The organism is Pseudoalteromonas sp. BSi20429, from assembly GCF_000238895.1.
In the GTDB taxonomy this organism is placed as follows: domain Bacteria; phylum Pseudomonadota; class Gammaproteobacteria; order Enterobacterales; family Alteromonadaceae; genus Pseudoalteromonas; species Pseudoalteromonas arctica.
The window spans coordinates 1-14,677 of record NZ_BADV01000041.1 but is presented as its reverse complement, the minus strand read 5'-3'; the positions used below and the strand labels follow the sequence as shown (position 1 = coordinate 14,677).

Here is a 14,677-nt window from a genome sequence, read left to right as displayed (position 1 = left end):
TTTCTAGGTATTCTTCAAATGATTGTGGTGACTCTTTACCTGCTATATCAGACATTGAGCGAATTACAACAAATGGTGTGTTAAGCGTAAAACACGTTTGTGCAATTGAAGCGCCTTCCATTTCAACGGCAAGCATTGTAGGAAAATCACTGCGTGCTTTATCGATACGCACAGGGTCACACATAAATGTGTCACCAGTACAAATTAAGCCAACAAGTGTTTTAACATCACTGATTTGTTCGATTGTTTGTTGTGCTGCTTCAACTAATTTAGGGTGAGCTGCAAAGCCTGCTGGCATTTGTGGTACTTGGCCAATTTCGTAGCCAAAAGCAGTAACATCTACATCGTGATGACGTACTTCTGACGAAATTACTACGTCGCCAACACTTAGAGAAGGATCGAATCCACCGGCAGAGCCTGTGTTAATTACGCAATCAGGTTTGAAGTTATCAATCAGTAAGGTAGTTGCAATTGTTGATGCTACTTTACCAATACCAGATTGAACAAGTGTTACTGTGTTACCAGCCAATTCACCAGTATAAAAAGTGAAACCTGCTTTAGTTAAAATATGTGGGTTTTGCATCGCTTCACGTAAAATTTTAACTTCTGGCTCCATTGCGCCAATAATACCAACATTCATAATGTTTAATTCCTGAGTTTGAATCACTTGATTATACGTGAAGTTAGCAATAAAAAACAAAAAAGCGAGCTTGTTTATGAGCTCGCTTTAAATACTTTTTAGGAGAGTATTTAATTTGGTTTTTAAATTTCAGCTAAAGCAGTTGTTTGTGCTTTGGCTTGAGAAGGTGAAAGTACTGCTGGCTTATGTGAGCGATTACGAACAGGGCGCTGCGTTTGTGTTGCTGCAGGCTTACCAAGTTTAAACATAATTGCATCGCGTACTTCAGAAGGACGGTAGCCCGATTTAACTTTCATACGAATATGTGGAATGCCCGCAGACTCTAGTGCACCGTTTACAAACCAGTCGCGTTGAGCTTTGTGGCCATCTTTATTGGCATTGTTAACTAGGTCAACGGCCGCAACAATAGTTAGTTTTTCTTTATCGATTAATACAAAGTCGAGTTGCTTATTTTTAGCTTTAGCTAAAGCAGCACGTTTAGATTTAATAGAAAGACCTTGCTTACAGTCAATAACGTCAATTAGCTTAACGCGACTAACAATTTTATATTGATCGCCTACAGCACGCTCGAGAAGATTTAGAAAAGCGCCTTCAACCTGCGTAAAAACAGTTTGCTTGCGGGTAAAAGGATACGGGTTTCCGCCATCGTCATTAAATTTTGACGCAACAACAGAAGCCCCGACAACTAATACTAGAATTAATAATAAAGCGAATTCCATACGGTAACTCCATAACAACAAATTGACACTGCTCAAATAAAGCAATTTACGTGCCTAAAAAGTATGAGTTATAAAATAATTACCAACTGTTTATAAAAGCTAAAACGATGTAGCTATTAAGCTTTGTATCCACCTTCAATACCTTTAACCGCAATAGCTACAGCATCGTGTGCATGGAGTGATTCATAATGATTTATTTGCAGCCAGTAATCGCTGTAATTATCTGTTTCCAACAACGCTTTAATTTTACGCGCTGCATCTTCACAAAACATAAGATTTTGACCATTTAAACGGGCAAATTCTTGCTCGTCTTCGCGTTTTACTGCCGCTTGTACAGGCGTTTTAAGTTCAGCTTCGAGGGTGTTTATTAGAGTCACTACGTCAAATTCTTGAATATTGCTATCAAGCTTTACTTTTACGTTGGCAATAGAGCGCTGCGAGTGAGGTGTAGCGACTATGCCTTGTGTAGTGCCTAGCCATTCGTGCACATCTTTTTGGCTTAAGATTTCTTGGTTAAACTTTTCGTTAAACGCGTTTTGTATAAGCTGGCGCGCAAGTGCTGCAGAGCAAGGGCACGTTGAAGAATAGGTAACATCTACAGTTAGCTCGTAGCTAATAATGTTATTTTCAATTGTACTGGTAAGTACAACTGGGTAGCTTTTCCAGCCCGCTTTACCACTTAATAGTGATTTACGGCGTAGCGGTAATTCAAATTTAAATTCAATTTGTGCTTTATCGCTCAGCCCTTCGTGGCTAGTTATAAAAGTATCGAGTGCTTGCGCTATTGTTTGCGGATTGACTTGCTGCTCAGTTGAAAGCAGGTCAAGTGCTAAAAATAGACGTGACATATGAATGCCTTTGGCATCTTCTTTATGCAAATTTACAAATGCACGAGCTTTGGCATTTACTGTAACTGGAGATAAGTCTCGTGACTCAAAAATAAATGGCAGTTCGATTTCGCCCATGCCAACCCAGTCTAATTTACCTGTTTGTAAGGCGGGTGCAGTGTCTGCTATATCTGGCATATTGGTTTGCATGTGCGCTACTCGTATTTTGGAGATAATAAAGCGGGGCATTTTACACTAAATAATTTATTGCTGAAATGATGAGTTTAAGAGATGAGCAAAATCAAACATGAAAAATTCTGTTTTTATCGCACAACATGGGTAGTGGTAGGAGAAAAATGCTAAAATCTGGGAAAATGGTATGTTTATACATGCGCATTGCCTTCTTTATATTTAAGCACACAGCTAAGAGATAAAATTACGTATGACCGATTATTCTTTGAGCCCTTGGGCTCGGGTACTTTCCAGCTCAATAACGCGATTTGGTGAATTTAAAACCGCAGCTATTTGTTACACTTTATTTTTAACTGTATCTCTTATTTTATCGAGCATGTTTTATTATGTTGCGATAGGCGAATTACACCTTGTTGATATTTTGGCTGTGGTATTTTTTACGGCTGTAGTTTCTCCTTTAATTATAAGTGTATTACTTAATTCAATTCGTCAATTAGATGCCTCGTATGCTTATTTAGATAGCGCAACCAAACAGGAAAAACTCTTAAACCAAACCTTAAAAGACAACATTAGTCGTTTAAATATTGAAATTGATGAGCGTAAAATGGCATTTCATGCCAAGCATCGCGCTATTGAAGAGCTGCGCCGAGAAATTGCTGAGCGTAAAAAAACACAACAAGAACTTGCCCAACAAAGTATGTTGCAACGCTCAATCGTTGATTCATCTCCCGATCTATTTTATTACCGCGATAACAACGGTGTATTTGCCGGCTGTAATAAAATGTTTGAAGAGGTAATGGGAAAATCAAGTAGTGAGTTAATAGGAAAAACGGTTGAGCAGATATTCCCGAGTCATTTTTTAGCTGAAGTTTTGGCAACCGATAAAGAAGTAGAGCAAAGCCATAAAGCACTAACTATAGATGTAGGCTATGAAGTAAATGGTGAAACACGTTGGTTTGAGCTGCGTAAATTACCTTTTATAAATGATGACGGTGACTACATTGGTTTACTGGGCTTTGGTCGTGATATCACTAGCCGTAAAGAAGCAGCACAGGCACTCGAAACTGCCTATAAAGACAAAGGTAAATTTATTGCTACGCTGAGCCATGAATTACGTACTCCTTTAAATGGCATTGTTGGTTTAACGCGTATGTTATTAGACACAGAGCTTAATAAGCAGCAGCGTAGTTGGGGCAATACTATCTTTTCGAGTGCTGAAACACTCGGTAATATTTTTAACGATATTATAGATTTAGATAAAATAGATAGAGATCAGCTCGATATAGCAACCAATTCTATTAATGTGTCAGACTTTATAAACGATGTAGTTAATTTTGCAGGCTTAATAGCAGAGCAAAAAGAGCTTGAGTTTGATATTAAGCGCAATGGCATACTTGATGTTTACGCGCAGCTCGATCCGACTCGATTACGCCAAGTTGTTTGGAACTTAATTAACAACGCCGTTAAGTTTACTCAGCAAGGCAAAGTAACACTCGAATGCAGCAGAGAAAATCGCGTAGAAGGCCCATGGTTAGTTATTAAGGTACTAGATACCGGTCAAGGTATTCCACCAGAGCAGCTTGCCCATATATTTGATATGTATTACAAAGCGCCGGATTTAAAAGGCACTAACGCAATAGGTTCAGGTATTGGTTTAGCTGTAACCAAGGCACTTGTAAGTGCAATGAAAGGGATAATTACGGTAAATAGTACTGAAGGCGAAGGAAGTTGTTTTACAGTGCAAATACCGCTTAGTTTATGTGTTGCACCAACAGAGCAAAGTTATGTTGGCCGTGGTTTGTATATTCTACTAGTAGAAGATGTGCCTCTTAATGCCGAAATTGCTACAAATCTATTAGAGCAACGCGGCCATGAAGTGTTATGGGCTGAAACCGGTGAAGATGCACTCTCGTTTGTCGAAACCGAAGATGACTTAGATTTAGTACTACTTGATATGCAATTGCCAGATATAAACGGTGACGTGGTTGCTAAGCAAATACGCTCAGATAGCCACTTTGATAAATTACCCATTGTTGCTTTAACTGCCAATGTACGCAGTGCTGAAAAAGAGCTTGAAGGTATATCAATACAAGGTGCGTTGGCTAAACCAATTAACACAGTTAAGCTTGATAAAATGCTGGCTGACTTATTTGGCATTAAGCAAAGTGAATGCACAGAGCCACAGCTAAAAGTAAGTGAAGAAGCGCTAGAGGGCATTGATGCACACTTATTAGATATTGAAACAATAGAAGACTTTGTAAATTCGATGGGCTTAGTTGTATTTAGACGCAGTAGTCAGTTATTTGAAAAGCTAAGTCCACAATATCAGCAAGAATTACTTACCTCATTAAATACCGGTGATAGAGAAGAGTATGAATCAGTAGCGCATAAACTTAAAGGTGCGGCTGGCTCGGTAGGTTTAAATGATGTGCAGCTTCATGCCAAAATAATGGAGCATGGTGCGATTGATGAATCTGATGAAGTGTTAAAGCAGTGGTTAGATGTTTTAGCAGATAAAATAAATGAAGGACAAAAAGCCCTTCATTTATTTTTACAGCAATTAGAGTAAAACTAATTAGCTCTAATTAAGCGTCAATTTTACCAATGAAACGGTAACCTTCACCATGGATGGTGCTGATTAACTCTGACGTTGAGTTATCACTTTCAAAATGCTTACGAATGCGACGAATAGTAACATCAACAGTACGGTCATTTGCGCGAAGCTCACGGCCTGTCATGTGCTTGATTAATTGCTCACGACTAAAAATACGACCTGGAGAATCAAGCATTAAACGAAGTGCTCTGTACTCACCTTTTGGTAAACGTTTAGCGTCGCCATTTGGAGAAGTAAGACAGCGGCTATTTTCATCAAGTTCCCAACCGTTAAACGTAATAACACCATTTGTTTCTAGTGCTGACTCTTCACCGCCTAAAGCAGTACGAGTAATAAGGTTGCGAGCTCTAATAGTTAATTCACGCGGGTTGAATGGCTTAGTAACGTAGTCATCTGCGCCAATTTCAAGACCTAAAATACGGTCAACATCGTTGTCACGACCCGTTAGGAATATAAGACCTACTTTACGCTTTTGGCGTAATTCACGGGCTAAAATAAGACCGTTTTTACCAGGAAGGTTGATATCCATAACTACAAGATTAACGTCATCGTTATTTGTAAGCTTGTCATGCATATCATCGCCATCAATGGCTTCAATAACTTTGTACCCTTCAGCTTCAAATAAACTAACTAGGTTCAGTCGAGTTACGTCTTCATCTTCTACGATTAGAATGACTGGCGTTTGCATTATTAATTAACCTTTTGGAATATTTTATTTATAAAAAAACCGGTGACGAATTTATAACCGATTACTAGAGATTATAGGATTATACCCATTTGTTAACAAGGAAAAAACAAATTGGATAAAAATAAAACAGTAGGGTGTCCAAAGTCTACTAAAAAGGGCAGTGCAAAAACTACTGTTTAATTGATATATACGTGGATGTAGCTATTTGAATCATAAAGTCGAAGCCATTTTCCTTTAATAATTGATACATCATTCAATCAAACAAGGTACTTAAAATAATCAGACTAATTCAAAGCAAAACTATATCACTTTCTAACCTTTCATCAATGTATGTGATACAGCAAAGATAAAAAAGTTCATAAATCGCTTGGTAATATTTATTTAATGCAATTAAATAATGTTACGCGCTTATCACATGCCTCATTAATGAGGTCATTAAATGCTAATTCAAGGATAAATTTTAAATATATGCACTTTTTAGTGATCTTTATTTAAGGAATAGTAATTATAAAGCGAGCACCGTGTTTTTCTTCAAGATCAAACATAACTCTTCCGCCAAGTGCTTGTGTTACTAGGTTGTAGACCAAGTGCATGCCTAAGCCGCTTGCGCCTTGTCCGCGCTTTGAAGTTACAAACGGGTCAAAAATTCTATTTTTAATGTTTTTATCAACGCCTTGACCGTTGTCAGAATAAACTATTGTTAATTTTTTCCCTACTAGTTCTACGTCAAAGCGAATTTCATTATTTTCTTTACCTATAAATCCATGAATCACAGAGTTCATAAGCAACTGCTGAAACACTTGTTGCAGAGGTTCAGACTTACTATGAATAGCCAAGTCGGTCGGACAGTTAATAATAACGACAGGCTTTTTAGGCAGTAGTTCAGATTGAATCGATGTTAAAACATCACTTATTAATTTATGTACATTAATATAGGTATTAACACCGTCGTCTTGAATAACGGCCACTTTTTTAAAGTTAGATATCAGGTCTGCGGCACGATTTAGATTACGATAAATTAAGTCTAAGTTTTCAATACCTTCATCTATAAAGCGTTTTAGATGGCTTGAGGTAAGTTTTTTATCGTCAAAGCTTTGCTGTATATCTGCCAGTTTATCTCGAAGTAATGTAGAGCCTGTAATACCTAGCCCTATTGGTGTATTCACTTCATGGGCAACCCCAGCAACCATTTGCCCAAGCGATGCCATTTTTTCGTTTTCAACAATTTGCGTTTGGTACTGATGCATTCGCTCAAGGGTTGATAAAAGCTCTTGATTTGCTTCTCTGAGAGCGATTGTTCGCTGGTTTACTTTTTCTTCAAGGCTCTGGTTTAGTTGTTTTATTTCTTGTTTATCTTTTTCGTGGCGCTCAAGTTGCTTTTTGGTGCGTGTAAGCATGATATTTAAACTATTTGAAAGAGCGGTTATTTCTTTTACATCGGTTATTGGCGCGCGTGCATCATAGTTATGATTTTTAGATACATCCTGCAATAGCATGCTTAACTGCTCTATTGGCTTGGCTATACGTCGTTGAACTTTTATTGCAATAAAGTAAACAACGATTAAAATTAATAGAGTTAATAGCACGTCTATTAATATTTTTCTCTCAATATAAGTCTCTAAACTTTCGAGGCTCCCTCGCATGTATACATAACCGACCAACTTTTCGTTATCGTAAATAGGGCGGGTTAGTTCAATATGATCGCTCGTAATTCGTGGCGTTTTTAGCTCATCAACACTGTCTATTCTTAGTGGTACTGGAGGTGTTTTTTTTGCATTAAAGCTAATAAAAAAAACAGGTTTTTGAGATGCTTTTTCTATTGAATAAATATGTATGTTTTTTACAAGGGGGATATTTTCAAATGACTTGAGGCGTTTTTCTTCTGTTTTTCTATCATCTTCAACTACTGATTTACCAGCATCAAAAGCTACAATTTCAGAAAGTATGACGAGTTTATTAATGATTAATTGCTTTTGCTCTTTTACGCTTAAATAAGTAGATATCGAAATAGATAGCGACAAGCAAATAGCTGTAATAAGCATAATTAAATTTATGAGTGCTTTGCGAATGCTACTTTGATGAACTTTTTTAGGCATTATTTCGTTATCGCCTGAATTAATTTTGATTATTTAGAGTTTTAGTTTAGCAAAGACGGGAGAAAATGAAGGAAAAAAGCTAAATTAATTCTTATATTTATGCGAAGGTTAGCTTGAGCGCGTTTGCACTCAAGCATTTTTAAAAATAATACTAGCTGCTATATACGGCAAACTTGTTATTTTTAAATACCGTTTGGTAGCTTTCAAATTGCGTTTCTAAAATAGGCGGGTATTTTAAAAAGCTGTTAGCAACAATATTCAGCTTTCCTACTTTAGTTAAATGCTGTTTTGCATTTGCTAAAAATGTTTCTGCTACTGTGTAGTCGGTTGCAATACCTGTATGAAAAGGTGGATTGCTAATAATTAAATCAAACTTACCGGTAATGCTTTTAAGGCCGTCACTTAATATCGCTTCGCCTTTGATGCTGTTAAGCTTTAGAGTTTGCTGTGTTGCGTAAGTTGCCAGTGCACTTACATCACTACACACAAACTCAAGTGCTGGATTATGCAGCCCTAAAAAGGTTGCTATTAAACCTGCGCCACAGCCAAAGTCGAGAACCCTACCTTGCTTAATTTTCGGTGCGTTTTCGAGTAGAACTTTCGTTCCCATATCTAAACTGCCGTGATTAAACACCCCTGGGACACTAATAGCTGTAAACTCGGTGTCGGCAACATTAACAATAAACTTTTTATGGTAGGTCGTAATATCAAAGTCAGGATGCTGGGTAATCTCAGCAAATGAGTAAAGAACGCAGTGCTTAGCTGAATCAATTTTGTTACTAAACTCAGCTTTACCAGCTAATTGCTTTTCAATTGATTTAACACCACTTTTGTTTTCACCTACCACCAATAGTTCGGCATCGTCAGTAATAGCAGATCGAATATTATCAAGCGCCATTAATAACTCAGGTTTTGATTTAGGATAGTAAAGAATAACTAAATCGTAGCCGTTACCAGGTATTGTGTGATTTACACAAATCTCAACGTCTTTGGTGTTTTTAGCAAACTCACCGTTAGCATGGTTGTAGCTAAATGCAGTTACCTTGCTTTGCGGGTTAAGTTTTTTAAGCTCTGTTAAAAAGCCATCTTGAACAAAGTTGACCACCAAGATAGATTTGCCCGTTAGTGCCTCGCTATTACGAAGTAACAGTAAACTTGGGTTGGTTAGTACGCTCATAAATGGCTTTGCCTTACAGTATGTTTAGTTTTATCAAAAATAAAAGTGAGTGCTTAAAGTTACAAATTACTCAGTACGTTCAAACATTAAATCCCACACGCCATGACCTAGGCGATGTCCGCGCTGCTCAAACTTAGTAAGCGGGCGCAAATCTGGACGTGGAACATAATCGTTTGTTTCTGATTGGTTTTTAAAACCAGGAGCTACATTCATTACTTCGAGCATATGCTCTGCATAGTTTTCCCAATCTGTTGCCATATGAAAAACGCCACCCATTTTCAGTTGGGCTCTTAGTTTTTCAACAAACTCAGTTTGTACGATACGGCGTTTATGATGACGCTTTTTATGCCAAGGATCAGGGAAAAACAACTGTAGTGTTGTTAAGCTTTCATTAGGTATACAGTCTGCAAGTACTTCAACTGCATCGTGTTCAAAAATACGTAAGTTAGTAATGCCTGCTTCATCGGCATCCATTAAACAAGCACCAACGCCTGGGCGGTGTACTTCAATACCAATAAAGTTTAGGTGAGGGGCATTTGTTGCCATTTCGACAAGCGATTTACCCATACCAAAACCAATTTCTACTACTACATCGTTGTTGTTGCCAAAAACTTCGCTTAAATCAAGCATACCGTTTTTATGCTCTAGGCCCATTGTTGGCCAGCATTTTTCGATTGCAGCGGCTTGGCCTTTGGTTAATCGACCTTCGCGTTTTACAAAACTGCGAATGGTGCGGATGTATTTACCTTCTTGCTTAGCTTGCTCAAGGTTAGTGTTGCTTGATTCACTCATATTATTGGCCTGACAAAAACAATGTGTTTAAAAATGGTTGCATATTATCCCTGACCGAGCCCGCAATCACAAGTATTAGCTGGTTTTACACGCCCTATAGCTTGATCTTTTTATTAACTACAATAGACTGAGCCGCCATTGAGCATCAGTAAAAGTACAATATGTTGGATTTAAATAAAGAACAGTCTAATTTGTTTTCTAATCAAGTCGTTGATTGGTATCACCTTCATGGGCGTAAAACACTCCCGTGGCAGTTGGGTAAAACACCTTATAAAGTATGGGTGTCTGAGGTGATGCTGCAGCAAACTCAAGTTATTACTGTTATCCCATATTTTGAAAAATTTATGCAAAGCTTTCCAGATATTATTGCTTTAGCCGATGCTGATGAAGATTTAGTACTGCATCACTGGACCGGCTTAGGGTATTACGCTCGTGCGCGTAACTTACATAAAACAGCTAAAATAGTACGTGACAAGTACCAAGGCGAATTTCCGCAAACGCTTGATGAAGTAATGGATTTACCGGGAATAGGACGCTCTACTGCCGGGGCTGTTTTATCATTGTCGCTTGGGCAGCATCATCCAATTTTAGATGGGAATGTTAAGCGAGTCTTAGCGCGCTACTTTATGATAGAAGGTTGGTACGGTGTTAAAAAAGTCGAAAACCAGCTTTGGCATTTATCAGAGCAATTAACACCTAAAAATAATGTCACCGAATTTAATCAAGCTATGATGGATTTAGGTGCGAGTGTTTGCTCACGCAGTCGTTTTGATTGTGAGGCTTGCCCATTAAATTCAGGTTGTGGTGCTTTTAATGCAGGTAAAGTAAAAGAGTTTCCACATTCTAAACCTAAAAAAGCAGTGCCGAAGAAGAGTTGTCATCAGTTAATTATTCAGTGCGGCGATAAAGTGCTTATGGAAAAACGCCCTAACAGCGGTATTTGGGGAGGACTATTTGGCTTTTTTGAATTTAATGAGTACGAGGAGCTTCAAATATTTTTAGCTCAGCAAGGATTAGAAGCCAACTTAGTAGAGCTTGAAGCGTTTATTCATGTGTTTTCACATTTTGAGCTGAAGATTAATCCGCATGTGCTCAATGTTAAGAACATTCCTGATGTAGTAAATGACAAACAATTAGTATGGTATCCGCTTGATCAATCAATAGAGGTTGGCCTAGCAGCGCCAACTAAAAAGTTGGTTAAACAAATTACAGCAATAGTATAGAATAGCCCCATATTTAGCGTTAGAGAGAATCAATCATGGCACGTACAGTATTTTGTCAAAAGTTACAAAAAGAAGCCGAAGGGCTTGGCTTTCAGTTATACCCTGGTGAAGTTGGTGAAAAGATTTTTAATAACATCTCTAAAGAAGCGTGGGGTCAGTGGCAGCATAAGCAAACAATGCTTATTAACGAAAAGCATTTAAATATGATGGACCCAGAGCACCGCACATTTTTAGAAGAGCAAATGGTTGGCTTTTTGTTTGAAAACAAAGATGTGGAAATTGAAGGTTATCGACCGCCTGAAAAATAATATTTTGAACATAAAAAAAGGGCTAAATAGCCCTTTTTTTGTGTGCGATTATTTAATCACTTAACTCATCTTCTTGCTCAGAGATTTTAATTTGTTCTTTTAAAAATTGAGCTGCCTTAGAGTATTCAATTTCTAACTTATCTCTTAAGTCTATTAATTCATCGGTAGTGAGTTCACCTTTTTTACATTTATCTTCAAATGCACTTGAAAGTTCAGCCACCGTTAGGGCACCAATTGTTTTAGAGATCGATTTTAATTGATGACACCCTTCAATAATCTCATCTAAATCGTTAACCATAACGCCTGAATTAATCCCCTTAATTAGCCCTTGGCTTTGTTCTAAATACATTTTGAAAAAGCGTAACTGTTTAGCTTCGTCACCATTTACATATTTAGCAACTGCTTCCATATCAATAGGTAGCGCCATGGTTTGATGGATAACTACATTTGGGTTTTGGCTTTGCTTATCGCTCCAGCGTTTTAAAGTGTCCTCTAACGCGTTTAGCTCTATAGGTTTGGTAATGAAGTCGTTTATACCTACGGCTAAGCAACGCTCTTTTTCGCCTTTAAGTGCGTTTGCTGTTACAGCAATAATGTAAGGCTGTGCATCAATTGATTCTAATAGCTCTGCTTCGTTACGGATTTTTTCGACCATATCGTAACCCGACATTTTAGGCATGTGTAAGTCGGTTAAAATAAGTGAGTAATCACCTTTTCTCCACATATCTAAACCTTCTTCACCGTTGTTTGCTATCTCAACGCCAAAACCTAGTATGTGTAATTGATCGGTCAGCACTTGTTGGTTTAGAAGGTTATCTTCAACAAGTAAAACCAATTTGTTTGATTTACGAGCTTGCTCAACATTTAAATAGTTATTAAGTGTTTTGGTTTTTTTAATTTGTTTAGGTGTATGCAAACCTGCAGCGACTAAAATAGACAGCATAAAGTTAGACTTACATAAAGGAGAGGCATTAATATAAAAAATATTATTATGATTTATAGCCGCTTCATCAAGCTTACTTAGTACAACAACTTGTTGGTTATAATCCTCTAATGAATAAAATAAGCGTCTTAGCAGCGCGTTTGTTTTATCCATATTGTCTATGCCATCAGCCACCCAAATAATATCTTGCGAATGTTGATGCTCTTCAATTTCTTCTTCTGTGTGTGCATAAACTATTTTAGCGCCCATAAACGATAAATAACGGTACATTGTTTTTTCACGTTCTAGGTGATTACTAACTACAACAATTTGCTTACCATTTAATGCACCTTTGTGTGCGTACTTAATTCTACCCGATGTGCTAAACGGCAGTTCAACAGTAAACTCACTACCAATTCCTGTATGGCTAGTTACATGAATAGTCCCTAGCATAAGCTCAGTTAAGCTTTTACAAATAGAAAGACCTAAACCTGTCCCTCCATATTCTCGGGTAATCGAATTTTCGGCTTGAATAAACGGATTAAATATTTCGCGTAGTTGTGCCTGCGACATGCCTTTACCGTTATCAGTTACGCAAAAGCGTAAGGTAAAGTGATCAGTCGTATTATGTACCACCTCTACTGATATTTTTACATGCCCTTGGGTTTTTTCATCAGTGCTCGTAAATTTAATTGCGTTGCTACATAGGTTATAAAGAACCTGACGTACACGTACGCTATCACCGGTAAGATTTATAGGAATATCTGGTGCTATTGCTAGCTCTAAATCAAGCTCACGTTTTTTAGCAACTGATGAGAGCACACGAGCAACTTCTTCAATAGTATCGGTTACCGAAAATGGGATCGGGTCAATATTTAGCTTTCCAGCCTCAATTTTAGAAAAATCTAAAATATCATCCAAAATGCTCAATAACGAAAATGCTGATTCACGAATAATCGTACTTAAACGATGCTGAGCGCCATCAAGTTCGGTCTGGCGCAGTAAATCAATAGTACCTATAACACCATTCATCGGTGTTCTTATTTCGTGACTCATCGTTGCTAAGAATGTTGTTTTAGTTTCGCTTGCTCGCTCTGCTTTTAATGTGGCTTGCTCAAGCGCTAAGGTACGATTTTGCACTTCGGCTTCTAGGCCATTTTGTAATTTATAAAGCTCTTTTTGTGCAGAGTCATTCTCGCTCATTGCAGTTTGTACTTTTTGTAGCAATAAGTTGATGTTTTTTGCTACTACACCTAAACCAATATCAAGTTGCTCATCAACATTACTATTATAATTAGCATCTTCAGTGATTGCCTGTAACTCTTGAGTAAGAGTGTCAGTACTTTTACGTAAGCGCGTATTAATGTACATATTAAACATTAAAGTAAGTATAAATAATGCAGCAACACTCGCTATCGCGATGATGTAAGCGATAACTTGAGAGTCTTGAGCGCTTAAAGGCGTGGCTGGTATGTTTTGCTTAATAATAAGCTCGCCAATGGGTTGATCGTTTAACAATAGTAGGTGATGCAGAATACCTTCTTCTTTTAAGTGCTTTTCAGTTTTAACAGAAGCGATGGCTGGTTTACTGCTGCTATATACCAACTGAGTATCTGATGTAGCATTGAAGCGATATAGAGTATATTCAAAGTCACCGTCTAATAAGGAGGTTAAATCAAGTAACTGTTTTACTTTACCTTGACCATACATAGTTAATGCATCAACCATAGGTAAGTCTAATCTATCGGCAAGCGTTACAATATTAATAGATGATACTGGTTGGGCTGTCTTAACTTCAGTTTGTGTATAAAATGAGTGGGCAACAATAGCGAGCGCTGTTACAGCAATATTAATGATTAAAAAAAGTGGCAGTAAGCCTTTTACTGGCGATGAGAATTTACTCTGCATTGATTGTTTCCAATTGATGTGTTTTTACTACGATAAGTCCCTATCGTACGTATCTAAGCTAATCGTAACATTTACAAAAAATAATTCACTACGGTTTTAGTCTGATTTAGTTATATTTATTTATAGTTATAGCCCGATTTGTGGTAAAAATGAACGTTATTAATAAAAAATGTACTGAGTTGTCTGAAAACCGTTCAAACAGTTATAAAGAAGAAAAAAAAGTTGACTTGTAAGGGCAAAACTCGTTTAATACGCCGCACGCCCAGATAGCTCAGTCGCTAGAGATGAGTGGGAATTGCATTAAAAATCCCTTAAGATTTTTAATTAGCACTGTTTAAGTGCCTCGATAGCTCAGTTGGTAGAGCAGAGGATTGAAAATCCTCGTGTCCCTGGTTCGATTCCGGGTCGAGGCACCATTTATTAAAGTAGTGGTGTTTAATCAACAGTTTAAACATTATTACGCGTGCCTTAGCACACAGTTTTGTGTGCCGACTTAGCTCAGCTGGTAGAGCAACTGACTTGTAATCAGTAGGTCAACCGTTCGACTCGGTTAGTCGGCACCATTTATAAA

General features: G+C 37.6%; 11 protein-coding genes and 2 tRNA genes. 5 read left to right on the top strand and 8 right to left on the bottom strand.

What is annotated here, in order from left to right:
• The 3 genes from mtnN to folE2 all read right to left on the bottom strand — a co-directional run.
• Positions 1 to 640: 5'-methylthioadenosine/S-adenosylhomocysteine nucleosidase (gene mtnN, locus P20429_RS19435; protein WP_033026711.1), on the bottom strand; the 640-nt coding region annotated here is incomplete at its 3' end.
• 122 nt (positions 641 to 762) lie between these two features.
• The gene (locus P20429_RS10680; protein ID WP_007582968.1) at positions 763 to 1,359 is read right to left on the bottom strand and encodes a DUF2726 domain-containing protein; all 597 of its coding nucleotides are present in this window, start codon (positions 1,357 to 1,359) and stop codon (positions 763 to 765) included.
• Between the two features lie 116 nt (positions 1,360 to 1,475).
• On the bottom strand, positions 1,476 to 2,396 hold the full coding sequence (gene folE2, locus P20429_RS10685; protein ID WP_007582966.1) for a GTP cyclohydrolase FolE2: 921 nt from the start codon (positions 2,394 to 2,396) through the stop codon (positions 1,476 to 1,478).
• Between the two features lie 232 nt (positions 2,397 to 2,628).
• Here folE2 and arcB point away from each other — a divergent pair, with 232 nt between their 5' ends.
• Positions 2,629 to 4,947, top strand: coding sequence for an aerobic respiration two-component sensor histidine kinase ArcB (gene arcB, locus P20429_RS10690; protein ID WP_007582964.1), 2,319 nt, complete (start codon positions 2,629 to 2,631; stop codon positions 4,945 to 4,947).
• A 16-nt stretch (positions 4,948 to 4,963) separates the two neighbouring features.
• Here the strand turns inward: arcB and arcA are convergent, their stop codons facing one another.
• The 4 genes from arcA to trmB all read right to left on the bottom strand — a co-directional run bounded on the left by arcA (position 4,964) and on the right by trmB (position 9,745).
• Positions 4,964 to 5,680: a two-component system response regulator ArcA gene (gene arcA / locus P20429_RS10695; RefSeq protein WP_002962549.1), complete on the bottom strand. Its 717-nt coding sequence runs from the start codon at positions 5,678 to 5,680 to the stop codon at positions 4,964 to 4,966.
• 491 nt (positions 5,681 to 6,171) lie between these two features.
• The gene (locus P20429_RS10700; protein ID WP_007582962.1) at positions 6,172 to 7,776 is read right to left on the bottom strand and encodes a sensor histidine kinase; all 1,605 of its coding nucleotides are present in this window, start codon (positions 7,774 to 7,776) and stop codon (positions 6,172 to 6,174) included.
• 151 nt (positions 7,777 to 7,927) lie between these two features.
• Complete coding sequence (locus tag P20429_RS10705; RefSeq protein WP_007582960.1) at positions 7,928 to 8,953, bottom strand: methyltransferase; 1,026 nt, start codon at positions 8,951 to 8,953, stop codon at positions 7,928 to 7,930.
• Positions 8,954 to 9,019: 66 nt separating this feature from the next.
• Positions 9,020 to 9,745, bottom strand: a complete 726-nt coding sequence (gene trmB / locus P20429_RS10710; protein ID WP_007582957.1) for a tRNA (guanosine(46)-N7)-methyltransferase TrmB — start codon at positions 9,743 to 9,745, stop codon at positions 9,020 to 9,022.
• Positions 9,746 to 9,906: 161 nt separating this feature from the next.
• Between trmB and mutY the strand changes: the two genes are divergently transcribed.
• Together mutY and P20429_RS10720 are read left to right on the top strand one after the other, a co-directional pair.
• Positions 9,907 to 10,968: an A/G-specific adenine glycosylase gene (mutY, locus tag P20429_RS10715; RefSeq protein WP_007582955.1), complete on the top strand. Its 1,062-nt coding sequence runs from the start codon at positions 9,907 to 9,909 to the stop codon at positions 10,966 to 10,968.
• 35 nt (positions 10,969 to 11,003) lie between these two features.
• Positions 11,004 to 11,276 (top strand): oxidative damage protection protein, encoded by a 273-nt coding sequence (locus P20429_RS10720; protein WP_007582954.1) that lies wholly within the window; start codon positions 11,004 to 11,006, stop codon positions 11,274 to 11,276.
• A gap of 52 nt (positions 11,277 to 11,328) precedes the next feature.
• Here P20429_RS10720 and P20429_RS10725 read toward each other — a convergent pair whose 3' ends face one another.
• A complete protein-coding gene (locus tag P20429_RS10725) occupies positions 11,329 to 14,106 on the bottom strand; it encodes an ATP-binding protein (RefSeq protein ID WP_007582951.1) in 2,778 nt (925 codons plus the stop codon).
• 340 nt (positions 14,107 to 14,446) lie between these two features.
• Between P20429_RS10725 and P20429_RS10730 the strand changes: the two genes are divergently transcribed.
• Positions 14,447 to 14,522 (top strand) — tRNA-Phe (locus tag P20429_RS10730).
• A gap of 71 nt (positions 14,523 to 14,593) precedes the next feature.
• A tRNA-Thr gene (locus tag P20429_RS10735) sits at positions 14,594 to 14,669 on the top strand.
• The last annotated feature ends 8 nt before the right edge of the window (positions 14,670 to 14,677 follow it).

Bases quoted from the DNA above. Each gene is read 5' to 3' on its own strand.
- P20429_RS10680 (WP_007582968.1), bottom strand. From the start codon at position 1,359: ATGGAATTCGCTTTATTATTAATTCTAGTATTAGTTGTCGGGGCTTCT.
- folE2 (WP_007582966.1), bottom strand. From the start codon at position 2,396: ATGCAAACCAATATGCCAGATATAGCAGACACTGCACCCGCCTTACAA.
- arcB (WP_007582964.1), top strand. From the start codon at position 2,629: ATGACCGATTATTCTTTGAGCCCTTGGGCTCGGGTACTTTCCAGCTCA.
- arcA (WP_002962549.1), bottom strand. From the start codon at position 5,680: ATGCAAACGCCAGTCATTCTAATCGTAGAAGATGAAGACGTAACTCGA.
- P20429_RS10700 (WP_007582962.1), bottom strand. From the start codon at position 7,776: ATGCCTAAAAAAGTTCATCAAAGTAGCATTCGCAAAGCACTCATAAAT.
- P20429_RS10705 (WP_007582960.1), bottom strand. From the start codon at position 8,953: ATGAGCGTACTAACCAACCCAAGTTTACTGTTACTTCGTAATAGCGAG.
- trmB (WP_007582957.1), bottom strand. From the start codon at position 9,745: ATGAGTGAATCAAGCAACACTAACCTTGAGCAAGCTAAGCAAGAAGGT.
- mutY (WP_007582955.1), top strand. From the start codon at position 9,907: ATGTTGGATTTAAATAAAGAACAGTCTAATTTGTTTTCTAATCAAGTC.
- P20429_RS10720 (WP_007582954.1), top strand. From the start codon at position 11,004: ATGGCACGTACAGTATTTTGTCAAAAGTTACAAAAAGAAGCCGAAGGG.
- P20429_RS10725 (WP_007582951.1), bottom strand. From the start codon at position 14,106: ATGCAGAGTAAATTCTCATCGCCAGTAAAAGGCTTACTGCCACTTTTT.